Source organism: Thiomicrorhabdus hydrogeniphila, assembly GCF_054656895.1.
Genome location: NZ_BAAHXL010000001.1, coordinates 2,869,960 through 2,894,675 on the forward strand (window position 1 = coordinate 2,869,960; position 24,716 = coordinate 2,894,675).

Genomic DNA, 24,716 nt, shown 5'->3' on the forward strand with positions numbered 1-24,716 from the left:
TAAAATTAAATCACTAATATACTTATCTGACTGGCTACTTCAACATTTTCAAATCGTAAACCACGAGAATATTAATGAATAATAGAACAGATCAAACCTTACTTGAACAGATGCGTATAACGGATCTTGAAATCAACAACAGAAAAGCATTGTTCAATATCACTTTTGAAGATAAGGAAATTCTTAGTTTTGCAAAACCACTCATTGAACGAGAAATTGACCACCTGGTAAAACAGTTCTATGACCTACAAACCAGCGTTCCTGAAATTGCTCTCTTAATAGGAGATGCAGATACTCTTGAACGTTTACGTGGCGCACAACACCAATATATTATCGATTTATTTAGCGGTATATACGATATAGAATACGTTAACAATCGCCTTCGTATAGGAATGATTCATAAACGCATTGGGGTTGAACCCAAATTATATCTCTCTGCTGTACATCAACTTAAAACACTACTCATGCAACTCATCGAAACACTCTTTAAAGACCAACCAGAAAAATCTATACAAATACAGTCGGCTTTAGAAAAATTATTTATGTTTGATGTTTCCTTAGTGTTTGATACCTACATTCGAAGCTTAATCTCTGAAATTGAAAGTTCAAAATTAAAGTCTGAAGAGTATGCCATTGAACTAGAGAAAAAAGTAAAAGAACGAACTATGCAGCTAGAAATGGTTTCTCGCACTGATGCTTTAACGGGGCTACTTAATGTTCGTCATTTGAATCAAATATTAACCAAAACTCTACGAGCTTCACAACGTAGACTAGAACCTGTTTCAGTTGCCTATTTAGACATTAATAACTTTAAACTCATTAATGATAATGAAGGTCACCACCGAGGGGATGAAATCTTACGCATTGTTGCAAACGCAATTAATAGAGTTTCTAGAGACAATGACCAATGTTTTCGCCATGGAGGCGATGAATTTTGCATTGTATTACCAAATTGTACGGAAAAACAGGCGTGCGAGATTTATAGTCAGCGCTTAATTAAAGAGATTCAACAACAAGAACCTGATTTAACAATTAGTGTGGGATTTATGCAAGCAGGCCCTGATGAATACCCATCGGCAGAAGAAGTCATTCGCATAGCGGATAAAAAAATGTATGAAGAAAAACATCTTTTTAAAAATTCCCAGCCGGTACTTTCTATTAGCAACAATGACTGTTAACAAGCCTTGGCATCCATGTCTTGTGATTAATCATCTCGTTTGGCAACAGACTAACCACAAACGCATAAATATTTTAAAAATGGGTAATAACAAGTGGATAAAGATAATTCATACACTTTTAATGTACGTATCAGAAACACTTTCTTTATAAAGCTATAAGTGCAATAAACAGTGACAATAGACCAGTTCTTCCCTCAAATACAACCGGAATTAGATTTTAGAACTTTACCTATCTTTGCGGTTAAACATTTTGGTTTATCACGCATAAAATGAGTTTACCCAAAATTTCTTACCGTTGCCAATGACCAGATTTTCCGCCGATTTTCTCAAGTAGTTTAACTTGATCAATCACCATGCCACGATCAACCGCCTTGCACATATCATATAATGTTAAAGCCGCTGTAGAAGCCGAGGTTAATGCTTCTATCTCAATACCCGTTTGCCCAACCGTTTTACAAGTGGCTTCTATGACGACACAGTTTTTTTCTAGGTCTGGCGTAAGCTCTACTTTTACTGAAGTAATCATTAACGGGTGACACATTGGAATTAAATCTGGTGTACGTTTAGCCGCCATAATGCCTGCAATACGTGCCGTGGCCATTACATCGCCCTTTTTATGCTTACCTTCTACAATCATAGTTAAGGTTTCGGGTTGCATAAAAATGGTGGCGGTTGCAGTTGCAGAACGCTCTGTATGTGCTTTAGCACTTACATCAACCATACGAGCTTGACCTTTTTCATCTAAGTGCGTTAATACATTTTCTGACATGATTTATTCGTCCACTGGATTAAAAGGGTAAAAAGCGACTTTATCCCCTTTATGAATTTTTGTATCTTCCGGAATCACCACAAAACCATCAGCCCAAACGGTTGATGTTAAAACACCAGAACCTTGTTGCGGATATACTTCAACCACGCTAATTTGATTTTTATTGACTAATCGTGCGCGCGCAAACTCTCGCCTAAAATTCGGTTTTAACCAATCAAAGTTTGCTTCTAACCAAATTGGCTTGGCCTTAAGTACGTTTGCACCTTGCATTTTTAATAAATAAGGACGGGCAAATAAGTTAAAGGTAGCAAAGGCAGAAACAGGATTGCCAGGTAAACCAATAAAAGGTGTACCTTGAATATCACCATAGGCAATCGGCTTACCTGGCTTCATTTTTACTTTCCACATATCCAAACTGCCTAGCTGTTCTATAGCAGGTTTAATATGGTCTTCTTCCCCTACTGATGCGCCTCCAGTGGTAACAACCACATCAGCAAGATCCGCTGCCTTTTCCATTGCAGCGATAGTCGACTCTAAAGTATCTTCAACTCGCCCTAAATCAATAAGCTTAAAACCTAACTGTGTTACCAAGCCATTTAGCACATAACGGTTTGAATTATAAATTTTACCTGCTTGCGGAGCTTGACCTGGTTCTAGCAACTCATCGCCTGTTGTAAACGTTGCTATAGTTAAAGGTTTATAAACTTTAACCTCTCCAAAACCCACTGAAGAAATTAAACCCAATTCTTGTGCGCGCAGTTTTTGTCCAGGCTTAAGGATAGTAGCCCCTTTAGCAATGTCTTCACCAACCATTCTAATATTTTGTTTGGCTTTTGTTTTGGTTGCATTAATACGGATTTTATTTTCACCTACTTGTTCCGTCTCTTCCTGCATAATCACCATATTGGCACCTTCAGGGATAGGAGCTCCAGTAAAAATTCTTGCAACTGTTCCCGTTTTTAACGGTGCTGGAGTACTACCTGCTGGTATACGCTGACTGACCTCAAACGTAATAATATGCTCTAAATCAAAGCCATGTAATGCATAGCCATCCATCATACTGTTGTTATGTGGTGGGACATTAACAGGTGATTTAATTGGTTCAGCTAAAATACGCCCAAAAGCATTGGCAATAGGAATAATTTCAGTTTGTTCGGTGGTAACGGCTTTTGTTAGAAGATAATGCAGTGCTTCATCAAAGGTTTTCATATTCTATTCTCAAAATTGTCAACAGGCAGGTATTGTAGGTTTAAAGCTTATTGGTAATGCAATGGTTGTGGTAATAAACAAAACAGAAGATAAACGGCTAAATAACGGTGTTAAATAAAACAAAAATTTATGGTTTTACCCATCGATTTTCAGCTTCTTTATCACTCACTCTTGCATCCACCCAACGCTCATCACCACCTGGTAAAGTTTCTTTTTTCCAAAATGGCGCATTGGTTTTAAGGTAATCCATAATAAAGTGTGATGCGTAAAAGGCATTTTCTCTATGGCGACTGGAGACAGCAACCAATACAATTTGGTCAGTTGGGTTCATTTTACCAATTCTGTGAATAATTAAACTCGACTCTAACTGCCAACGCTCATGAGCTTCTAAACGTATTTTTTCTAAGGCCTTTTCAGTCATACCTGGATAATGTTCTAATTCAAGTACACTAACCTCATCACCTTCATTAATATCTCTAACCGTACCCACAAAACTGACTACAGCACCAATATTTTTATGGCCTGCACGTAGAGCTGCAATTTCAGTCGTTAGATCAAAATCTTCTTTTTGTATTTTTATAAATGGAAATGCATTCACAGAAATTTAACCACCTGTAACGGGAGGAAAAAAGGCCACTTCATCACCAGCCTTAATTGAAGTTTCTCTTTGTGCAATATCATGATTCACTGCAATCTGTAAATTTTGATTATGCAGTAAAGCTTGCTGCCAGTTTTCACCACGCGCTGAAAGGTCTTCTATTAAAGCACCTACGGTACTGTAATCGGCTTTAATTTGCTCATCAGCCTTGCCTAACATTTCTCTAAAACTTGCAAAATATAATACGTTTACCATTTTTCTATCCTATACAAATTAGCGTTATCTATGTGTTCGTTAAAGTTAACCGCCAAGTTGAACCATTTGTCTAAATTCAATATTGTGTACATTTTCATTAAAAAAGTGCTTTTCAGGCTTTTTAAGCATAGCATCAATAATAATTTGCTCTAACTGTTCGTCTGTTACACCCTCGCGAAGAGGCGTTCTTAAATCAACAGAATCTTCTTGGCCTAAACATAATGCCAAAACACCCTTAGCCGTTAAACGTACACGGTTACAAGTTTCACAAAAATGCTGCGATACCGCTGAAATAACCCCTATTTTGGTATTGGTTCCGGCAATTAAAAAATTACGGGATGGCCCATCATGCGTTTTACCCGTAGAGGGAATTAAATCTGTTCCAACGTGTTTTTTAACACGTGCTAAAATTTTTTCTGCCGGATAATGCTGATCCATCATGCTTACACCAGCTGGGCCTATTGGCATGGTTTCAATAAAACGAACTTCTACGTCTTTTTGTAAACCGTAATCGACCATCGCTTCAATTTCGTCATCATTGGTCCCTTTCATCACGACCATATTGAATTTGACTGGTTTCATTCCAATTTCAAGAGCTTTATCAACACCTGCAAGCACTTTAACTAAATCGCCACCACGTGTAATTTTATGAAAACGATCCACCTTCAAAGAGTCAATTGAGATATTACAACGTGTAATACCCGCTTTATGAAGCGCATCAGCTTCACGCCCTAAATGATGAGCGTTAGTTGATAGAGCAATCTCTTCAAGCCCATCATATTGACTGATTTGTTCTACTAAACTAGAAAGGTTTTTGCGTACCAGTGGCTCGCCACCAGTTAAGCGTACCTTGGCAACCCCTAATTTAACAAAGGCTTTAATAATACGTGCTAATTCATCATATGAAAGATACTCTGTATGGGTACCGTCAGGATGAACCCCTTGTTCAGGCATACAGTAACCACAACGGTAATTACATTTATCCGTTACTGAAACTCGAAGGTATTCAATTTTTCTATTAAATGGATCAATTAATTCTTTACGCATAGTATCTTTCTTGTTGTAACAAGCCCTTTGTTTTCCCTATAAACTTCAAAAGTAGTCAGAAGTATTTCAATTAGCGATATAGCCAAGAAGGGATAACGCATTTTACACGTAATACATATTAGAATTCAATGATTTGTTATTAAAATTATTACTCGCTGGTATTAATTATCCTAATCAAATTAAGTACATATCGCTTTTTGCCGCTTAATTTCACTGAACATGACCTAATTCAAATATATTATTTACTCTATCCTTAGAAAGTATGAATATCCAAAGGGCATACCAGGCCTGGTAAATTTTGAGTTAATGAAAAAAACGGGGGTCTGATACCATTATTTTTGTAAGGTATTTAGAAAGTCATCTATCAGCTTTTTTCTTAACTCAAAATTCATTCCTTTATGCGCACTAAGTAAGTTTTTTAATGGTGATAATACCCCGCCATCAAGTCCATTTGTGGTGGTTGGGATTTGAAGCCGTTTGCGTTTTTGATAAGTAAATATAAATGCTATATTTGTTTTCAAACTTCGATAAGCGGACCTTACTCTGCGATGTTTATAACTCCATCGATTTGAATGCTCATGAAATGTTTTTTCTTTTAAAAATGCTTCGTGTTTTGAAAACCATTCTTCCAACATTTCTTTAAATAAATCTTCGTCAACATATTGAATATATCCAGCGATTTCTTTTAAATCTTTTGCAGGCATTAGCTTGGGATTTTTTGTTAAATAACGTGTAATAGTCGCTTGTATGTGGAATAAACATAATTGAACAGGAATTCCTTCAAACGCTTGAATTAAGCCTCTTCGTCCATCCAGTACGACACCATTTATATTGAATCCTTGATCCTCTAATTCTTGTTTTAAAACGATGTAATCTTGAATTGTTTCTGTTTGAATATAACGCCAGCAGAGTACCTTAGATGTGATGGCATCTTTAAACACAAGTACGCCAAACTTATCGATGCGTTTACCAAAAAAAGTAGCATCTGCAATGAGGATGATGTCACTTGGAATTGCGGTTGCTTTTGTTGGGGTATATTGTGAAATCCATGACCGAATAGTGGGGATGCTTACTTTGTATTTATCGGCTAAACATTGAAGTGTCTGTCTTTGATAGAAGTATTCCTTAAAGACTTTATCGATGTGTTTTTTAGGCTTTCGTTTGAGCTGGAATTTTGATTGGCAGACGTGACAAAAGTAACGCTGGATACCGTTACGCTTGCCTGCCTTTTTGGTTCTATTTGAGGTGCATTTAGGGCATTTTTTCGCAAACTTTTAAAACTCATTTTAAAACTTTACCTAAAAACCCTTTATTTTAAACAGGTTACATCTAAAAACAGACCCCTATTTTTTTCATTAACTCTAAATTTTAATTCTGTCAACTTTTCTTTAGACATAAAAAAACCCGCGATTACCTAAGTAATCGCGGGTTTTAAATGCTTATTTAAGCACGATGAAATGTCGATTAGTGCCGTAAGTTCAAAGCAGAATTTAGAAGCTGACACATGTCAGTAACTAGATTCTAACGCAGAAATTGCGGTGCTAAGCGACCTTTCAGCCGCTTAAAATTACATTCCAGCGTGACCAACACCTGGAGGATCTTCATGCATACGTTGTGGAACGTTATACTGAGGAGTTCCGTCAGGAAGTTTACGCGCTTGACGATATTTATGAATATCACCTTTACCGTTACCAACTTCAGCGTCAGGACAGTTTGTCATGCAGCGTTCGTTGTGTACAACAGGACGGTGATCACAGAAGAAGTTACCTTGGTTCTTCATGTACTTATTCATTTTCATAAGCACTTCAGAGTTGAAGAAAGTATCATCTTCTAACTCAGTACCTTCGTCATCCATTGGAACATAGTTAGATTGTAAGATATAACCAACCATACCCATGTATCCAGCGTCACCGATAAACGGAGCATTTGGAGTCCAGAAAGGCATTGTACGACGAATGTAGTCAAACAAAGTCGTTGCATAAGGCCAGTAGTTACCTACAGTCTTCATAGGAGCAGGATCTGTGTAACTAGATGTAATTAAGTTTTCATCAACCGCTAGTGGTAGATAACCTTTGGCACCTTCACCAAACTCACCGTGACACATAGCACAGAATTGAACGTAAACCTTACCACCTTCTTCTACAGTCATACCAACTTTAGGATCAGGAAGACCGTTACCGTCACCATCAACCATGATATTCCATTTAGCTAAAGCTTCTTCTGCAATTGGCTTACCAAATCCTTTGGCAACAAATTTAGAATCGTCATAGAAGTTTTTGTGAGCAGCTTCATGAACATCGACAAATGCCGCAGGAATTTTACACTGAGCATTACCATGGTTACCACCATCGATACTGTCGTCAACTTCAAAAGAATATGGGTTAGCAGGATCTAACTTACCTTCAAGACCTTCACGACCGTAAGTAGCTTCTTTACCAAGAATGGCTTCGATAACTTTAGAATCTAAATATTTACCGTCAGCATCTTCAATAATTTGCTTATAGTTTGCGGCATATTTGCCATTAATTTTCTCGCCAGACGCCGAGTTGCTGTCTGAGTTTCCAGACATAGCAAGAACAGAACCTGAGAATAATGCTGTAACAGTAGCTACAACCAACGTTTTTTTAGTACTGAACATTTTCTACTAAGCCTCCGCTTTGACCATTTTCCCATGCGTGTACACGCCATGTAACCATAGCTGTACGGTGATAAACGTTGTTCGTACCTTCTAGTGCACGCATTTGCGGCATAGCAGGCTGAACATAACCCGTTTCATCAGTAACACGACTCATTAGGAACGCTTCAGAACCATCCCAATCCCATTCAAGCTCAAAACGAGTCCAAGCTTTGTCTAGAACAACAGATGTGAAATGTGCTTCTTTCCAGTTTTTACCACCGTCAACAGAGATGTCAACGTGAGCAACTTTACCGCGACCTGACCAAGCTAAACCACGTAGATAGTATTTACCTGGGCCTTGCATTTTAAAGTCTGGTGATGGATATGTAATTACTGAGTTAGCTTCCATGTACCATGAGAAACGCTGTGCAGTTCCATCAGGCATAAGTTCAGTATATTTAGAAGTCTCTTCACGGTGCTGTAAAGGAACATCATGAACTTGTACACGACGTAGGTATTTAACCCACATGTTTGCTTCACAACCAGGTACAACCAAACGAATTGGGTAACCTTGTTCACGACGAAGTGCTTCACCGTTTTGTGCGTAAGCTACGTAACAGTCATCCATTGCCATATCAAGAGGAATAGAACGTGACATACCAGATGCATCAGCACCTTCAGGAATAATCCACTTACCTTCTGGTTTGATACCCGCTTCTTTCAATAGGTCAGATAGAAGTACACCAGTGTATTCAACACAAGACATCATACCGTGAGTCCACTGAACAGAGTTCAACTGAACACCTTTCCACTCTAATGCACCGTTAGCAGGACATTCGATAAAGTGAATACGTGATACTGATGGGAAACGCTTAAGGTCTTCCATAGTAAAGATTAATGGCTGTTCAACAAGACCATGAATAACTAAACGATGCTCTTCAGGATCGATTGTTGGTACACCACCGTGGTAACGTTCAAAGTGAAGACCGTTAGGAGTGATAATACCATTTAGACTTTGAATAGGAGTCATAGTAATCGAAGCCATAGAGTCTGGTGTTAACCATTCTAAAGTACGACGTTGAACTTCTTTTTCAAAAGGAGAAGGCATACCATATGGGTATTTACGAACACCAAAACCAAGTGACTTACGAGCCGCTCCGTCTTGTAATACCTCTGTAATTTCTTTCTCACCAGCATAAGGGGCTACTGCTTTTTTAGCATCATAACCAGCACCTTCTGCTGCACTAGCTGCTTTAGTGAACATCACTCCACCAGCTACAGCCGCACTACCTTTTAAAAAGGCACGACGACCTTGGTTGCGACTTTCTTCAGTCTGAACTGCAACCTTTTCTACGATTTGATCTGTCATTTATTGCTCCTTGATGGCCCTACTAAACAGTAACACCCCAGATTCAAGAGTTTAAATTATCCAAATAGCCTGATTGCCAATTAGTTGAATATACCAACCAGGGCTAATACAGTTATTGCTAACTCGGTATAATAAATTTTAAAACCGCGCACTGCAAGCCTAAACAACACAAAAATTAGGATTCTCTTATATAAATTTTTTATAAGGGACACGCCTGATATCTATGAAGTCTCTTTTACAGTACTAAATACACACTATATAGTGGGTAAATCTTTTCTTGAACATATTGGGCCCATTTTTGGGACTTCAATATCTTCAGCCACTTGACTTAAAAATTGTTGTAATTCATCAATTGAAAGTACGGATAATATTTTATTCATTATCTCTGGATGAATAGCAACGGTTGTATATTGTCCGCTACTGAGTTGAACCTGCACACCACAAGCATCAGCAATTGCTCCAGCACCATCATTACCTTCTACTTGTGCGGCTTGTTCACCAAACAACATCTCACCATACTCATCTTCTATTTTTTCTGTCAAATCGTCATCTAAATTACCCGCTATTTTGATGGTAAATGAATCATCATCGGTATGAGTAACATCTTGATCAAATTCTGTTTTTACCCCCAAGCCTTCACAGTAGGTTTGAAAACGTTTTGCTAAGATTTCATCAAAAAACATATACTCCATCAAATCTTCCACAATTCTGCTCCTTTATTTTTAACGCTGTGACGAGTATCATTCGATACAGTTTATAACCATTCTCGCTGATTCTATTTATCTGACACTATTTAAAGAGGTAACTATTATGATTGATCGCCAATTCCCCATTACCCGAATGCGTCGCATGCGTAAAGATGAGTTTTCTCGTCGTTTAATGCGTGAAAACGTATTGACAACCAATGACTTAATTTTGCCTATGTTCGTTATTGAAGGCCACAACAGCCGCGAACCTGTAAAATCGATGCCAGGAGTTGAGCGACTGAGTATAGACCTTTTGGTTGCAGAAGCCAAAGAGATTTATGCTTTAGGGATTCCCATGATTGCCCTTTTTCCTGTTACACCTACTGAAGTAAAAACATTGACTGCTGAAGAAGCTTATAACCCAGAAGGCTTGGCACAAAGAGCAGTACGTGCGGTAAAAGCAGCTTGTCCAGAACTTGGCATTATGACGGATGTGGCTTTAGACCCCTTTACCACACATGGTCAGGACGGCATTATTGATGAAAACGGTTATGTGCTAAATGATGACACGGTTGATGCCTTAATGCAGCAAGCTCTATCGCATGCCGAAGCGGGAGCTGACGTAATTGGGCCATCAGATATGATGGATGGTCGTATTGTAGAAATTCGTGAATTACTAGAAGATCATGGATACATTAATACCCGTATTATGGCTTATTCTGCCAAATACGCTTCTTCTTTTTATGGCCCATTCCGTGACGCGGTCGGTTCATCGGGTAACTTAGGTTCTGGAAATAAATACACCTATCAAATGGATCCGGCAAACCGTAACGAAGCTCTGCACGAAGTCTCTTTAGACTTAAATGAAGGTGCAGACATGGTCATGGTTAAACCAGGCATTCCGTATTTAGATATTGTGCGTGACATTAAAAATGAATTTAAAGTGCCAACCTATGTGTATCACGTCAGTGGTGAATACGCCATGTTAAAAGCCGCTACTCAAAACGGTTGGCTTGATGAGAAACCCGTAGTTTTAGAAACCTTATTAAGTTGTAAACGCGCTGGTGCAGATGGCATTTTGACCTACTACGCTAAGTTAGTTGCTATTTGGTTAAATGAAGCGAAATAAGCTCAAATTAGCATAAATTAAGGTCAAAATAAGGGAATAAGGTTTAAAACTATGACAGATAAATATGCCGTTGTGGGTAATCCTATTGCACACTCAAAATCGCCAATAATTCATCGTTTATTTGCTGAACAAACGCAGCAAGATTTGGTTTATGAGGCGATTTTAATCGATTCAGAAGAAACCACATTTGAATGGACAATGGCAGATTTAAAAAACCGTGGCTACAAAGGTATCAATATCACTGTGCCTTTTAAACTTGATGCTTTTGAATATGCCGATGAACTTACCGAAAGAGCCAAAACCGCTCACGCAGTAAATACCTTTGACTTTACAAGTGAAGGCAAAACCCTAGGCGATAACACCGATGGTATTGGCTTAGTAAATGACATTGAAATCAACGGAAAATGCGCATTTAAAGACAAACGCGTGTTAATTTTAGGTGCTGGTGGCGCTGTTCAAGGCATTTTAGAACCGCTTTTGGCAAAATTACCAGGCCTGGTACATATTGCCAATCGTACAGAGAAAAGAGCACAAGTGCTTGGCGATCGTTTTGAAGCGTCTACACCTATTACAGCAAGTGGTTGGGAAGATATTCCTGCACAACCTTTTGATATTATTATTAACGGAACCTCAGCCAGTTTAGAAGGCAAGTTACCGCCTATTACCACGGATGTGGTTGGTGAAAATAGTTTGGTATATGACATGATGTACGGCGCAAAACCAACCGTATTTATGGACTGGGCTAAACAAGCTCAACCAACTTGTCAAACCATGGACGGTTTAGGCATGCTGGTAGGCCAAGCGGCCGAGGCATTTTACATTTGGCGAGGGGTAAAACCAGAAACGGCGAGTATTATTCAATATGTTAGAGATAGCCTTGCTTAAAACCCTTTCTTAAAACAATTTACCAGGCCTGGTATTTTCAACTTTATCAGGCCAGGTTATTTCGTATTATTGTCTGCAATATTTGCTTTAACTTTATTAAAGCTGCCAACCAACTGCAATACTTACCACACCCAAAACTACCAACCAAAAAGCGGAATAACGTCCAGCTTTTGGCTCTGACCACACCAATGCATAAGTGGCTTTAAGCAAATTATTTGAACCTGCTGCAATTAAAATCGCCCCCGCAACCACGTTCGTTTGCACATTAAAATGACCATTTAAAATAGACAAAACAAACGGGTCAATATCGGTAAAACCAACCAAAGCAGAAAAATACCGCACCCCTGTATCGCCATAGTTATTCATAACAAATTCTGTCACCACAGCCATTAACACAAATAAGCCAGCAAAAATAAAGGCCACTTTGAGCTCTAATGGATTTTGTACACTGCTTGTATCCACGCTTTTATGTTCACCATTACGTTTTTCTACCTGAATATAAATAAACGCCAGAACAAATGCAAAAACACTTAGCCCCGCCATAAACGGCAAAAGCTCCATTGCAACATCCCACATAAATAGAGCGGCAATAATCCACAGTCGAATATACATTAAACCCGTGGCCGATATAATGGCGCCTGTCATTTTGTAACTTAGCCTAGGGTAGTCATTCGACTTTTTTGCCAAAACAACGGTTGTCGCCGTTGAAGAATAAATCCCACCTAAAACGCCCGTAATCAACAGCCCTTGATCTTTTACAAAGAACTTTTGTGAGACATATCCCAAATAAGAAACAGACGATACCACAACCACCGCTAACCAAATTTTAAACGGTGAAACAGGAATCCAGTGATTAATATTCTCTTGGGGTAATAATGGCAATATAACAACGCTTAACAACACAAGTTTAGCTAAAGTATTTAGCTCTTCATTTGATACTTTTTCTGCCCAATCTGCTAACAGCTGTTTTGAATTTAATAACAAAACAATCACCACAAAAACCGCAGAGGCCAGCCACAGAGGTTGTGTCATCACTAGCGGTGCATAACTATAGGTTAGCGCCCAGACTAAAAAGGTTAATAGACTGCTATTTTGTGCTTTTAACCTTTGCCAATACAACAAAGAAAACAGTACGGACAAGGCCGCAAATCCAAGTAAATAAAGCCACTCATTCACCAAGTAAAACACACTGCCCATTAATCCCGTTAAGGTCATGGTTCTTACTGTACCCAAAAAGAGCTCTTGAGTAGCGGCATGAAATTTGTATTGGTAACCTTTTAACTCTGAGCCCGTTAAGAAACTAAATAATAATATTAAAACTAACTGTGCCCAAAGCTCATGCTGCAGTGTAATCATAGTGTGTCCATAAAGAATAAGACCTTAATTTAAATACCGTTCAATGAATAACAAAAATGCCATTATTCATCACATTTATAATCATTTTTTAACTTTACATAGTGCTGAGCTGAATATTTAAAAAAGGCGATCTCTTTTTCCGTTAATGGGCGAACTTGTTTTACGGGTGACCCCACATAAAGATAACCACTTTCTAACACTTTTCCAGGCGGGACTAGGCTGTTAGCCCCCACCAAAACATGACTTTGCACAACAGCATTATCTAGTACTACTGACCCCATACCTATTAAACATTCGTCTTCAAGAACACAGCCATGCAAAACCACATTATGGCCAACAGTCACGTCTTTACCCACAATGCACTTTGATCCTTTTGATGTCTCACTTTCATGCGTGGTATGTACAACCGTACCATCTTGAATATTTGAGCGATTACCAATCGTAATATCGTTCACATCACCGCGTAATGTCGCATTTGGCCATACACTGACCTCTTCACCCAATACACATTTACCAATCACAACGGCACTCTCATCAACCCAAGCCGTTTGCGCAACTTTTGGAATGAATGACTTATATTTTCTAATCGCCATGCTCGTATTCTCCATTAATATCTAATATAAGATCTTGTTACGATTATATCTTAATCGCTTATTTTTCCAGACCAAAAACATTCTATTCTGAACTCGGTAACTTAACGAGTTAAACATCTATTTTGTGCCATTAGCTACATAAAAAAACCAATACAGATAAATAAACACCTTTCTCTTTTAAATAAAAAGCCCAATAAAAATAGCACCTTTTATACACTTAAATACTTGATTTAAAACAGGTTGTAATACAATAACTTAAAGTTACGTAATTATACACAGTTTTATTAATTACGGAGTTTGCTAAACTTTAAAAATTCAATTTCTATTAAGATGAGTTCTATTCAAATGACAAAGCCAAGCTTATTACAGCCTAAAAAGTCAAACCAGGAGTTCGTCAATCGTCGCCGTGAAGAGCGACTACCTGCACACCTACCCTCAATTTTGATTAAAAAAGGTCATACAATTTACACCACAATTATCAACCTTTCATCTAGCGGTATTGGTTTTTTATCTGCTGTTCCCATAAATACAGATGAACAAGTCGAAATTAATTTTGAACGCAAATCCATGAACACCATGGTACCCGTTAACTTAAAAATAAATGTACAGTCTTGTAGAGAAGTAGATTTTGAATACTATATTGGTGGCAGTATTTACAAACAATCTTTAGAGTACAAAAAGTTTTTTGAAACGGTTAAACAACCTACAGAATCAATTTAGACTTTAAATCACGCGTGAGTTTACATCACAATCTTACCTTTATATTTACCAGGCCTGGTAAATCTGTATCTTGATTTTTTTGTACAAAAAAAGGCCGTTTACACAAGATAAACGACCTTTGTTTTTCTATTAAGTTGTATAACTTACGTTAAAGACTTAACGCATGGTTACTAACTCTTCTGAGCTTGATGGGTGTATTGCAATGGTGGCATCTAAATCCGCTTTAGTGGCTCCCATTTGTACTGCAACAGCAAACCCTTGCAACATCTCATCTGCACCATCACCTACAATGTGAATACCAACGACCTTTTCGTCTTCACCAGCAACCACTAATTTTAAAGCCGTTTTAATCTGGTGTTTAGTAAACGCATAACGCATTGGCGTAAAGCTAGAAACATAAACTTTAACGTTATCGTGACCGTATTCTTTTCTTGCATCATGCTCGGCCAAACCTACCGTTCCAACAGGAGGGTGAGAGAAAATAACCGTTGGCACTGAACTTAAATCTAACGTTAAGTCAGGCTTATTATTATATAAACGCTCAGCCAAGTAACGACCTGCACGAATAGCAACCGGTGTTAATTGAGGTTGGCCTGTTACATCACCAATGGCATAAATATTATCTACCGCTGTTTTATGATATTCATCAACATCAATAAACCCTTTACCATTGGCTGATAAACCTGCATTTTCTAAAGCTAATGGCTCAATTAAGGTTGTACGACCTACCGCCCAAACAACTTGATCAAAGCCTTCAATCTTTTGACCATCTGTACTGTAAATGGTTAAGGTACCATCTGCTGCACGTTCAAGCTTTTTAACCGCAAAGTGATACTCTTTAGTAATACCACTTTCTAGCATCGCATCGGTTAATGTTTCTCGAATCATATCGTCAAAACCACGTAAAACTAAATCTTTACGGCTAATCAATGTGGTATCCGTACCCAATGCTTGAAAGACACCAGCCAATTCAACAGCAATATAACCACTGCCCACAACAGCAACTTTTTTAGGCTGTTCCGTTAAGGCAAAAAAGCCGTCAGAAGTCAGACCTAAATCGGCATTTTCTGTTTCTTGAGGAATCAATGGCGTACCGCCTGGGGCAATCACAATCGTTTCTGCGGTATAGGTTTTGCCATCCACAGAAACGGTATTTTTATCAACCAAGCTCCCCCAGCCAGTTAAAACATCCACACCTTTATCAGACATATAGCCACCATACCAATTGGTGATATTGCTAATGTATTGTTCACGTTTTTCAACAAGCGTTGCCCAATCAAAGCCTTTTTGCTCAACATCAAAACCAAAGTCTGGAGCGTCACGCAGCGCTTCGGCAATATGAGCGCCAAACCACATTACTTTTTTAGGTACACAACCAATATTTACACAAGTGCCACCTATTTTTTTGGCTTCTACAACTGCACATTTTTTACCGTATTCCGCTGCACGCTCTACAATTGACAATCCGCCACTTCCGGCACCAATTGCAATTACATCATAATCAAAACTCATGGTTAATCCTTTGCTCTTAATTGAGACTTAAATCAATATATTTGGTACTAAATACCAATAAAAAAAGCCGATAGCGAAGAACAGTATCGGCTCTTTAAAATAATCATTACAAATTATTCTAGCTTAATATTTACCAGGCCTGGTAAATATTAAATTGTGTTAAAACAAGTAATTTACAATACCTTACTTAGCTAAATACACTTCTAGATCATCTGAACCACCAATGTATTCACCTTCAATAAATATTTGTGGCACTGTGCTTGCCTGAGCAATCGCGCGTAAAGTTTTAGAACTTGGCCCGTGATTAGAAATCGTAATTTCTTCATAAGAAATACCGTTTTCTTTCAAACTTGCTTTCGCTTTCTTACAGAAAGGGCAACCAGGTTTAGTAAAAATCGTCGCAACGCGTGGTGGCTTAGCTTCTGGGTTAATATAGGCTAGCATAGTATCAGCATCTGACACTTCAAACGGGTCGCCGTCTACTTCTGGTTCAATAAACATTTTATCAACTACGCCGTCTTTAACGACCATTGAATAACGCCATGAACGCATACCAAAACCAATGTCTGTTTTGTCTACTAACATCCCCATGCCATCAGAAAACTCGCCGTTTCCATCAGGAATAAGAATCACGTTATCGGCTTCTTGATCTTCTGCCCATGCATTCATTACAAACGTATCATTCACTGACATACAAACAATACTATCAACACCGTTTTCTTTAAATACAGCGGCTAGCTCGTTAAAACGTGGTAAGTGGCTTGATGAACACGTAGGGGTAAAAGCACCGGGAAGCGAAAATACAGCAACTGTTTTACCTGCAAATAAGTCATCAGTCGTAACATTTACCCATTCATCGTTTTGACGAGTGCGAAATGTGACTGCTGGAACTTTTTGACCTTCTTTATTTACTAATGCCATTCTTCTTCTCCTTAAGTTAAACACCATACGTGCTCTAAAATTGCTTTAAATTGTTTTTTTATAATATATTTTGTTAACGAGTTATCTCGAAAACTTGAACCCAGTTTACCGAATAACCCTTGTTTTATAAAGTTAATTATATTTACCAGTTCGATAGTTTTTAACTATCACAAAAAACCGTGCTTATAACTAGGGGCTTTATAAGGGCTTTAATGAGGGTTTTATACAAATCAAGTCTATATTTTTTTAGAAAAAATATTAAACCATAAATTTATTGCAAAGTTGAACCTTGAAGTGAACGCATAAAAGGCTCTAAAGCATCTTTTTCTTGAGCATATTTCATTAACAACCCTAACACGGCTTGATCTTCATGCGAAGAGGCTATTCTTGCAGCTAACTGAAACTCTCTATCCACCACACTGCCTTTAAAGCCATCCAACTCAAGCAATGCGGCAACTAACCCTACATTTTGCAACAAGCAAGCCGCTTGTAGAGCTTTTACAGGTTCTCCTGCAGCATCTTTAGCAACTTCTAATTGTGGTGAAACAAAATACTCTTGCATTAACACCATGCCCATCCAATAGTTCATCTCTGGTTCAGCTTCACTTTCTAAAGCATGCATAAACATTTCTTTAGGGTCTGTATTATGTTTTTGCACTAACGTTTTCACAATTTTAGTAAAAGAGTCGCGGTTTTTTTCATCTAAATTTAGTAAATTCATTTTAACGTTCAACTTTTGTTTCTCAGAGCTTTTTTCTAGCCGTCTATTTGCATATTTTTTTTGCAAATTATACACCAAACCCTCTTTCGCTATTTTGCTTTGTTTACACTACCTTAGCTTGTCAATTACGTGAATTTATTCAATAAACACCACCCAAATCGTTGTGCTTTTGTTTTATATAGGTTTACTATTCAAACGATGCCTTTATAAAGACCATCAAAAAAAATCTGCGGTTATCCATTTTTTCTGTATTAACCATTTATTAACAATAACTACTCTATACTTAACTAAACTATGACTTTCAGGTCAGGAAACATGCCGTTAAAAATATTATTAGTAGAAGACAATTTAGACTTAGCCAATACCTTAATTGACTTTTTGGAGCTTGAATCGATTATTTGCGACCACGCATTTAATGGCAAAATTGGTCAACAATTAGCTTTAATAAATCAATACGATGTCATTCTTCTAGATATAAACCTACCTGGCATGAATGGTTTAGATGTCTGCCAATCACTTAGATTAGGCGGTATAGAAACGCCCATTTTAATGCTCACTGCACTTGACGGGCTTTCGGACAAACTCACTGGATTTGAAAAAGGTGCCGACGATTATCTAATTAAACCGTTTGAGGTATTAGAGCTGATTGCAAGAGTGAGAGTTTTAGCCAAGCGACGCAGTGGCGCAACCCAAAAACTTACCATTGGTGCTTTAGAAATGGATTTAACAAGCCATCAAGTATCCATGAAATCCCAAGTTTTAAAAATTTCTCCAACAGGATGGCTTATTTTAGAAAAATTGATGCGTGCTAGCCCGCAAGCGGTTTCAAAACAAGAATTAATAAGGGCCGTTTGGGGAGAAGAATCACCACCAACAGACAACCTTAAGGTTCACATTCATCATTTACGTAAAGAAATTGACCAAAGGTCCACCTTGCCAATGATTCAAACGGTAGCAGGTTATGGTTTTTTAATTCAAACGCCTCAAGAGACAAACACATGAAGTTTAGTGCCAGTTTAAAATTTTACTTTATCGGCATAATGGTCATTATAGGTTCGACCCTATTACTAGGCTACTTTGTATTAGGTCACCATCTTTTTATGCAAGGCTTGGATACCGCCATGCTTAGCAATATGCAAAAAGCGGTAGAAGCTTATCAAAAAGATGTCACTCTTCATAAACAACAATGGTCTTTAAATAATGAATTTGTAATTGAAAAAAAATGGACTGACTTGCCTCAAAACTATCAACAGATTTTTAAAAAACCCGAAGAAACAAACACACTTTATAAAATAAAAGTCACCCCAAAAAACGAATCGCGCCCTACCGAAATCTATTTTATGGTGCATGTTGATTACCCAGACCTTCCAAAGGTATATGTTGGTCGTAAAATTGAGCTTTCTCATGCACCAAGACTGGGTATAGATTATGCCGACCGTTCTAGAACAATTTTAAACTTAATACTGGCTTTTTTAGCTGTCGCTCTTGTGGTTCTGCTGTTTTTTATTTTAAAAGGCATTGGCCGTCCAATTGAAGAACTGGGTTCATGGGCCAAAAAATTAGATGCCAATTCCCTTAAAAAGCCAGCACCGTCTTTTCGTTATAAGGAACTTAATCAACTGGCTGAATTAATACAAAATGGTTTAAACAGTACCCTTACCAGCATAGAAAGAGAAGAAAAGTTTTTAAAACACGCCAGTCATGAACTGCGCACGCCCATTGCCGTTATTCGTAATAATGTTGAACTATTACAACGTTTAAACCCAAATCCCTCTCAATCTGAGCAAGCGGTGCTAAACCGTTTGTACCGTGCCGGTTTGACCATGACGGATTTAACCAACACCTTATTATGGATGAGCCATGAAAGAGATCACGAAATTCCACAAAGCCAATTTAGACTTGATCTTCTCATTACCGACCTAAATGAATCTTTGGCTTATTTACTGACCAACAAAGAAATAACAGTTCATTTAAATGTTAATGAATTTGAAATCAATTCGGCTCAAATACCTTGCCAAATCATTATCAACAATCTATTACGAAATGCCTATGAACACAGCTGGTCGGGTGAAATTTCTATTGAACAGCACAACAATCAATTAACCATTAAAAATCCAATTGACCCTCTAAGTTCTGAAAACAAACTTGGCTTTGGATTAGGCACCGCTTTAGTAAAACAACTTTGTGACCAATTTAATTGGCAACTCTCATTTATAAAAACAAATAACCAACATTTTGTTCGTGTTATTTTTGATTCAACCTCCTCAATTTCTAACAGGCCTGGTAAACAGGATGGAAAAAACCATGTTTAAACGACTTATTCTTCTTACAGCACTTGGCTTACCTTTTGTCGGTCTAGCTTCATTAACAGGTTGTAGTAGCCCAACTAGAGAAGCGCCTGCTACTCAAGATATACCTCTCCAATGGGATGCCCAAACAAACCAACAAAATCAGGGAACGAAAGCGGCCGCCGCTCAAAACACCACCGAATGGTGGTTAAGCTTAAATGACCCTGTTCTTAATGATTTAATTGAGCAGGCTTTAAAAGCAAACCCCGATTTATTAAGTGCGCTTTCTAGTATTAAAGAAGCACGTGCCTACCGCATTCAACAAGAAGGTGCTTTATATCCAAGTCTAAGCATTGGCGGCAATGGCAGCCGAACCTACAGCAATAGAACAGATATTACCAGCGACAACTTTTCGCTTGGTTTAGAAGCGTCTTGGGAGCCCGATATTTTTGGGCAAAACTCAAAAACATACAGTTCATACCAGGCCTTAGAAAAAGCCTCACAAATGGATTATGCCGATATTGCCATTAGCTTAAGTACCGAAGTGGCCAATACCTATATTGCTTTGAGAAATGCCCAAGCACAAAAAAAACTCACCGAAGAAACCTTAGCCAGCTGGCAAGAAACCATTGAATTAACAGGTTGGCAAGCTAAAGCGGGGTTAGTAAGTGATTTGGACGTGGTGCAAGCTCATCGCAGTTATGAACAAACCAAATCGACCATTCCAGGTTTTGAAACCACGATTCAGCAATCTCAATATGAGCTAGCTTTGCTATTGGGCAAAACTCCCACAATTTTACAATCAACATTACAAAATCCTGGGGTCTTACCAAAAATTCCAAATATTACCGAGATTCCCATTCCTGCTAATGTGCTATTGCAACGACCTGATGTTAAAGCCGATGAAATGCGTGTAGTTTCCGCTATGGCCTTAACGGACTCGGCTAAAGCCAATCAACTACCAGGGTTTACGCTGAGCGGTAACATTGGTTTAGATGGCAATACCTTATCCAAACTCTTTTCAATTGACTCTTGGGTAAGTGGTTTAAGTTTAGGCATTGTGCAAACTTTATTTGACCATGGCCAACTACAAGCTCAAGTAGACATTCAACATGAACAAGAAGTTCAAGCGATTTTAACGCTACGATCAACCATTTTAAGTGCATTAAAAGAAACTCAAGTGGCTTTAACCAATGTTCAACTTAATCAAAAAACATTGGAATCACTTAATAAAGCGCTGCAAGCCTCAGAAGAAGAAGTTAAGTTATCCACCCTGCTTTATCAGTCTGGTCAGGCTGATTTCTTTACCGTATTAACGGCACAAAGAACGCTGCTTTCTTTGCGTCAACAATATTTAACAGCCGAAACAACCTCCCTAAACAATATCACCACCTTAACTCAATCTATTATGGGCGGTTGGGCAATACAACAATCACAACAAACGCTTGATAAATCAAGCCAAAAATCAAACAATGAATCAGACGTTAGTTCAGATAAAGCTAACACACAACAAGGAATGCAAAAATGAGTCAAACACCCGAATCCTTAAAAGAACAACTTGGGCTTGATGTTAAACCTAAACGTTCATCATTGATCATTAAAATTGTAGCGTTTGTTATTCTCTTTACCCTACTGGCTTGGGGAGTGACAACCTTTTTTCCTAAACAAGATTTAGCACCTATTTATAAAATGGGCAATGTTTCACGTGGAGACATTAGAGCAACAGTGTCAACCACCGGTACCATTCAGCCAACCAATGAGGTAGATGTGGGGAGTGAGCTTTCCGGAACCGTTGATGAGGTACTGGTTGATTACAATAGCCCTGTTAAAAAAGGCCAGTTATTGGCGCATTTAAATACCGATACACTTAAAGCCCAAGTGCTACAAACCCGAGCAGCTTTAAAAGTGGCTAAAGCGGGCGTACTTGAAGCCGAAGCATCTTTACAAGAAGCTAAAGCAGAATATGAAAGGTTGGTAGAAGTTCGCAAACTTTCTGGCGGTAAACTGCCTTCAAAAGCGGACTTTATTTCAGCCAATGCCGCCAATGAACGTGCACGTGCTGCTAAAACCACAGCAGAGGCACAAGTAGAGCAAGCGCAAGCTAACTTAGACCAAGACTTAACTGATTTAGCTAAAGCCAATATCGTGTCTCCGATTAATGGCGTTGTGCTTGAACGCTCTATTGAACCTGGGCAAACCGTTGCCGCAACCATGTCTGCACCCGTTTTATTTACGCTTGCCGAAGACTTAACCAAAATGGAACTTGAGGCCGATGTGGATGAGGCCGATGTAGGCCAAGTTGCTGCTGGACAAAACGCCACTTTTACCGTTGACGCTTATCCTAATCAAGAGTTTCCAGCAACCATTAAACAAGTGCGTTATGGCTCTGAAACCACCGATGGCGTAGTAACGTATACCTCTTTACTTGAAGTCTCTAACAAAGATTTAAAACTTCGCCCAGGCATGACTGCTACGGCAAATATATTAGTTAAAGAGAAAAAGGACGTTTTAAAAATTCCATTGGGCGCTTTACGCTTTACACCAGAACTGATTGGCAAAGCCAAAGAAAGTAAAAGTTTTCTGGATTCACTTACCTTTCGTCGCCCATCCAATAAAAGTGAAATCATTAAAACCGATGTTGAACCTGGTTATAAAAGAGTATGGCATTTAGTCAACGGTAAACCTGAACCTATAAAAATTAAAGTCGGTGATTCTGATGGTGGCTTAATTGAAGTGACCGAAGGTGACTTAAAAGAAGGTGAAGAGATTATTGTTGGCGTTGAGGTACCCACCAAATGAAGCCGTCATCAGACTTAGAACCCGTGATTGAGTTTCAACAAATCACTAAACGTTTTGGGCAAGGTGAATCTGCCTTTGACGCGTTAAAAGGGGTAAACTTTAAAATATATAACGGTGAATTTGTGGCCATTATGGGGCCAAGTGGCTCAGGTAAATCTACCGTAATGAACTTGTTAGGTTGTTTAGACACACCCACAAATGGCCACTACCTTTTTAGAGGTTTACCCATTGAAACGCTTAACCGTGATGAACGTGCTTTATTACGCCGTAACCATCTTGGTTTTGTCTTTCAAGGCTTTAATTTACTTGGACGCACTTCGGCCATTGAAAACGTTGAACTGCCCTTAATTTACCGTGGTGTACCCAGTAAACAGCGACGTTTATTGGCCGCAAAGTCATTAGAACGTGTTGGCCTAAAAGGTTGGGAAGACCACTCACCAGGGCAACTTTCTGGCGGACAACAACAACGTGTGGCCATTGCCCGTGCTTTAGTTACCGATCCACAAATCCTACTGGCCGATGAACCCACAGGTAACCTAGATACTGAACGCAGTCACGAAATTATGAAACTTCTCAGCGACCTAAACCGTGACACAGGTATTACCGTATTAATGGTGACCCATGAACCCGATATGGCTAAATACGCCAGTCGGTTAATTCACTTTGTAGATGGCAATGTAGAGACGGATGAACAACAAACAGGAGCGTTATTATGATTTGGAACGCCTTTTTACTCGCCATAAAAGAAATTCGCCGAAACCTAATGCGCTCTGCCTTAACCATGCTCGGTATTATTATTGGTGTGGCGGCGGTAATTACCATGGTCACGCTCGGTAACGGTGCCACCGCCAAAGTGACCACACAAATCTCTAGCTTAGGTAGTAACTTACTCATGGTCATGCCAGGTCAAAGAATGGGACCTGGTAGCGGTTCCTCTGGTGCAAAAATGTTTAAACTCGCCGATGCCGAAGCCATTCAAGAGCAAATCACTTCGTTAGTGGCTGTGGCACCCACAGTTAGAACCAGTATGACCGTTATTTTTGGTAATGATAACTGGTCAACCACCATAAATGGCACAAACAACGACTACTTTACCACGGGTAATTGGACCATTGCCGAAGGCCGTACATTTAATAGTACAGAGCTAAAAGTGGGTAAAACAAGTTGTATTATAGGCAGCACGATTGTTAAAGAACTTATGCCTAAAATCGAGCCACTTGGTCAAGAACTGCGTTTACAAAACTTCACCTGTAAAGTCATTGGGGTACTTAACTCTAAAGGTCAATCCATGATGGGTAATGACCAAGACGATACCATTGTTATGCCGTTAAAAACCGTTCAACGGCGTATTACAGGAAACGATGATGTAGGTATGATGCGTATTTCTGTAAAACCAAATGTGGATACTGATGTCGTTAACCGAGCTATTACCATGCTATTAAGAGATAGACGTCATCTTAGCGATAGCGAAAAAAATGACTTCTCAGTCATGGATACCACCGAAATTACTGCCGCTATGACCAGCACCACCAAAGTCATGACCATGCTACTGGGTGCCGTGGCGGCGGTAAGTTTAATTGTTGGTGGTATTGGTATTATGAATATTATGCTGGTTTCGGTGATAGAACGAACGCACGAAATTGGTATACGAATGGCCATTGGCGCCACCGAACGAGAAGTGTTATGGCAATTTTTAGTAGAAGCCGTAGCGCTTTCCACCTTGGGAGGCCTAATAGGCATTACACTCGCTATTGGCGCTTCAGCAATTGTCAGCAGTATTATGTCTATACCCTACATATTGGACTTTAGCATTATCTTTTTAGCTTTTGTGTTTTCTGCTGCGGTAGGTGTAGTATTTGGTTATTTCCCTGCAAAAAATGCTGCTCGTTTAAATCCAATTGATGCATTAAGACACGAATAAATCACACTAAATAAAAGGAGATTTACCCTCTCCTTTTATTCATTCAAAAAAACATTTTCTAGCAGGTGCACAATAAAAGTGTGCTCGCAACGAGGTCGTCTTACCGTGATGTTCTAATAATAACCGTTAGATTAGACCAATCT

General features: G+C 38.8%; 23 protein-coding genes and 1 pseudogene. 10 read left to right on the forward strand and 14 right to left on the reverse strand.

The features are described 5' to 3' along the window. The first annotated feature begins 74 nt into the window (after window positions 1–74). Window positions 75–1,178: a GGDEF domain-containing protein gene (locus ACYQ0E_RS12915; protein WP_460188637.1), complete on the forward strand. Its 1,104-nt coding sequence runs from the start codon at window positions 75–77 to the stop codon at window positions 1,176–1,178. 289 nt (window positions 1,179–1,467) lie between these two features. On the opposite strand, the gene moaC is transcribed toward ACYQ0E_RS12915, so the two are convergent. The 9 genes and pseudogenes from moaC to ACYQ0E_RS12960 all read right to left on the reverse strand — a co-directional run bounded on the left by moaC (window position 1,468) and on the right by ACYQ0E_RS12960 (window position 9,746). Next, window positions 1,468–1,947, reverse strand: a complete 480-nt coding sequence (gene moaC, locus ACYQ0E_RS12920; protein WP_460188638.1) for a cyclic pyranopterin monophosphate synthase MoaC — start codon at window positions 1,945–1,947, stop codon at window positions 1,468–1,470. Between the two features lie 3 nt (window positions 1,948–1,950). Then, window positions 1,951–3,156: a molybdopterin molybdotransferase MoeA gene (locus ACYQ0E_RS12925; RefSeq protein ID WP_460188639.1), complete on the reverse strand. Its 1,206-nt coding sequence runs from the start codon at window positions 3,154–3,156 to the stop codon at window positions 1,951–1,953. Between the two features lie 127 nt (window positions 3,157–3,283). After that, window positions 3,284–3,754 (reverse strand): molybdopterin synthase catalytic subunit MoaE, encoded by a 471-nt coding sequence (gene moaE / locus ACYQ0E_RS12930; RefSeq protein WP_460188640.1) that lies wholly within the window; start codon window positions 3,752–3,754, stop codon window positions 3,284–3,286. Between the two features lie 6 nt (window positions 3,755–3,760). Next, window positions 3,761–4,009: a molybdopterin converting factor subunit 1 gene (gene moaD, locus ACYQ0E_RS12935; protein ID WP_460188641.1), complete on the reverse strand. Its 249-nt coding sequence runs from the start codon at window positions 4,007–4,009 to the stop codon at window positions 3,761–3,763. Window positions 4,010–4,054: 45 nt separating this feature from the next. Beyond that, entirely contained in the window at window positions 4,055–5,056 is a 1,002-nt protein-coding gene (gene moaA, locus ACYQ0E_RS12940; protein ID WP_460188642.1) for a GTP 3',8-cyclase MoaA, read from the reverse strand. 332 nt (window positions 5,057–5,388) lie between these two features. Beyond that, a pseudogene (locus tag ACYQ0E_RS12945) lies at window positions 5,389–6,306 on the reverse strand (IS256 family transposase, variant Zn-binding type); the annotation flags it as partial. 317 nt (window positions 6,307–6,623) lie between these two features. After that, window positions 6,624–7,694 carry a c-type cytochrome gene (locus ACYQ0E_RS12950; RefSeq protein WP_460188643.1) on the reverse strand — a complete coding sequence of 357 codons (1,071 nt, stop codon included), beginning with the start codon at window positions 7,692–7,694 and terminating at the stop codon, window positions 6,624–6,626. Continuing rightward, window positions 7,681–9,042: a sulfite dehydrogenase gene (gene soxC / locus ACYQ0E_RS12955; protein ID WP_460188644.1), complete on the reverse strand. Its 1,362-nt coding sequence runs from the start codon at window positions 9,040–9,042 to the stop codon at window positions 7,681–7,683. The genes ACYQ0E_RS12950 and soxC overlap by 14 nt, the downstream gene beginning before the upstream one ends. 254 nt (window positions 9,043–9,296) lie before the next feature. After that, on the reverse strand, window positions 9,297–9,746 hold the full coding sequence (locus ACYQ0E_RS12960; RefSeq protein WP_460188645.1) for a hypothetical protein: 450 nt from the start codon (window positions 9,744–9,746) through the stop codon (window positions 9,297–9,299). Between the two features lie 106 nt (window positions 9,747–9,852). Here ACYQ0E_RS12960 and hemB point away from each other — a divergent pair, with 106 nt between their 5' ends. Together hemB and aroE are read left to right on the forward strand one after the other, a co-directional pair. Further along, complete coding sequence (hemB, locus tag ACYQ0E_RS12965; protein ID WP_460188646.1) at window positions 9,853–10,857, forward strand: porphobilinogen synthase; 1,005 nt, start codon at window positions 9,853–9,855, stop codon at window positions 10,855–10,857. A gap of 51 nt (window positions 10,858–10,908) precedes the next feature. Beyond that, complete coding sequence (gene aroE / locus ACYQ0E_RS12970; RefSeq protein WP_460188647.1) at window positions 10,909–11,742, forward strand: shikimate dehydrogenase; 834 nt, start codon at window positions 10,909–10,911, stop codon at window positions 11,740–11,742. A gap of 96 nt (window positions 11,743–11,838) precedes the next feature. Here aroE and ACYQ0E_RS12975 read toward each other — a convergent pair whose 3' ends face one another. Both ACYQ0E_RS12975 and ACYQ0E_RS12980 read right to left on the reverse strand, forming a co-directional pair. Continuing rightward, a complete protein-coding gene (locus ACYQ0E_RS12975) occupies window positions 11,839–13,098 on the reverse strand; it encodes an MgtC/SapB family protein (protein WP_460188648.1) in 1,260 nt (419 codons plus the stop codon). Between the two features lie 62 nt (window positions 13,099–13,160). Beyond that, the gene (locus ACYQ0E_RS12980) at window positions 13,161–13,691 is read right to left on the reverse strand and encodes a gamma carbonic anhydrase family protein (RefSeq protein WP_460188649.1); all 531 of its coding nucleotides are present in this window, start codon (window positions 13,689–13,691) and stop codon (window positions 13,161–13,163) included. A gap of 345 nt (window positions 13,692–14,036) precedes the next feature. On the opposite strand from ACYQ0E_RS12980, the gene ACYQ0E_RS12985 reads away from it, so the two are divergent. Beyond that, window positions 14,037–14,411, forward strand: coding sequence for a PilZ domain-containing protein (locus ACYQ0E_RS12985; RefSeq protein WP_460188650.1), 375 nt, complete (start codon window positions 14,037–14,039; stop codon window positions 14,409–14,411). A 156-nt stretch (window positions 14,412–14,567) separates the two neighbouring features. Here the strand turns inward: ACYQ0E_RS12985 and gorA are convergent, their stop codons facing one another. The 3 genes from gorA to ACYQ0E_RS13000 all read right to left on the reverse strand — a co-directional run bounded on the left by gorA (window position 14,568) and on the right by ACYQ0E_RS13000 (window position 17,565). Beyond that, the gene (gene gorA, locus ACYQ0E_RS12990; RefSeq protein ID WP_460188651.1) at window positions 14,568–15,923 is read right to left on the reverse strand and encodes a glutathione-disulfide reductase; all 1,356 of its coding nucleotides are present in this window, start codon (window positions 15,921–15,923) and stop codon (window positions 14,568–14,570) included. Between the two features lie 183 nt (window positions 15,924–16,106). Next, window positions 16,107–16,844 (reverse strand): glutathione peroxidase, encoded by a 738-nt coding sequence (locus ACYQ0E_RS12995; RefSeq protein WP_460188652.1) that lies wholly within the window; start codon window positions 16,842–16,844, stop codon window positions 16,107–16,109. A gap of 271 nt (window positions 16,845–17,115) precedes the next feature. Further along, a complete protein-coding gene (locus ACYQ0E_RS13000; protein ID WP_460188653.1) occupies window positions 17,116–17,565 on the reverse strand; it encodes a hypothetical protein in 450 nt (149 codons plus the stop codon). A 315-nt stretch (window positions 17,566–17,880) separates the two neighbouring features. Between ACYQ0E_RS13000 and ACYQ0E_RS13005 the strand changes: the two genes are divergently transcribed. Genes ACYQ0E_RS13005 through ACYQ0E_RS13030 form a run of 6 tightly spaced genes read left to right on the forward strand, consistent with a single transcriptional unit; the run spans window position 17,881 to window position 24,573 of the window. Then, window positions 17,881–18,567: a response regulator transcription factor gene (locus tag ACYQ0E_RS13005; protein ID WP_460188654.1), complete on the forward strand. Its 687-nt coding sequence runs from the start codon at window positions 17,881–17,883 to the stop codon at window positions 18,565–18,567. Then, window positions 18,564–19,877 carry a sensor histidine kinase gene (locus ACYQ0E_RS13010; RefSeq protein ID WP_460188655.1) on the forward strand — a complete coding sequence of 438 codons (1,314 nt, stop codon included), beginning with the start codon at window positions 18,564–18,566 and terminating at the stop codon, window positions 19,875–19,877. The genes ACYQ0E_RS13005 and ACYQ0E_RS13010 overlap by 4 nt, the downstream gene beginning before the upstream one ends. After that, window positions 19,870–21,381 carry an efflux transporter outer membrane subunit gene (locus tag ACYQ0E_RS13015; protein WP_460188656.1) on the forward strand — a complete coding sequence of 504 codons (1,512 nt, stop codon included), beginning with the start codon at window positions 19,870–19,872 and terminating at the stop codon, window positions 21,379–21,381. Before ACYQ0E_RS13010 ends, ACYQ0E_RS13015 begins: the two co-directional genes overlap by 8 nt. Further along, window positions 21,378–22,652 carry an efflux RND transporter periplasmic adaptor subunit gene (locus ACYQ0E_RS13020; RefSeq protein WP_460188657.1) on the forward strand — a complete coding sequence of 425 codons (1,275 nt, stop codon included), beginning with the start codon at window positions 21,378–21,380 and terminating at the stop codon, window positions 22,650–22,652. The genes ACYQ0E_RS13015 and ACYQ0E_RS13020 overlap by 4 nt, the downstream gene beginning before the upstream one ends. Next, entirely contained in the window at window positions 22,649–23,368 is a 720-nt protein-coding gene (locus tag ACYQ0E_RS13025) for an ABC transporter ATP-binding protein (RefSeq protein WP_460188658.1), read from the forward strand. Before ACYQ0E_RS13020 ends, ACYQ0E_RS13025 begins: the two co-directional genes overlap by 4 nt. Then, entirely contained in the window at window positions 23,365–24,573 is a 1,209-nt protein-coding gene (locus tag ACYQ0E_RS13030; RefSeq protein ID WP_460188659.1) for an ABC transporter permease, read from the forward strand. The genes ACYQ0E_RS13025 and ACYQ0E_RS13030 overlap by 4 nt, the downstream gene beginning before the upstream one ends. The last annotated feature ends 143 nt before the right edge of the window (window positions 24,574–24,716 follow it).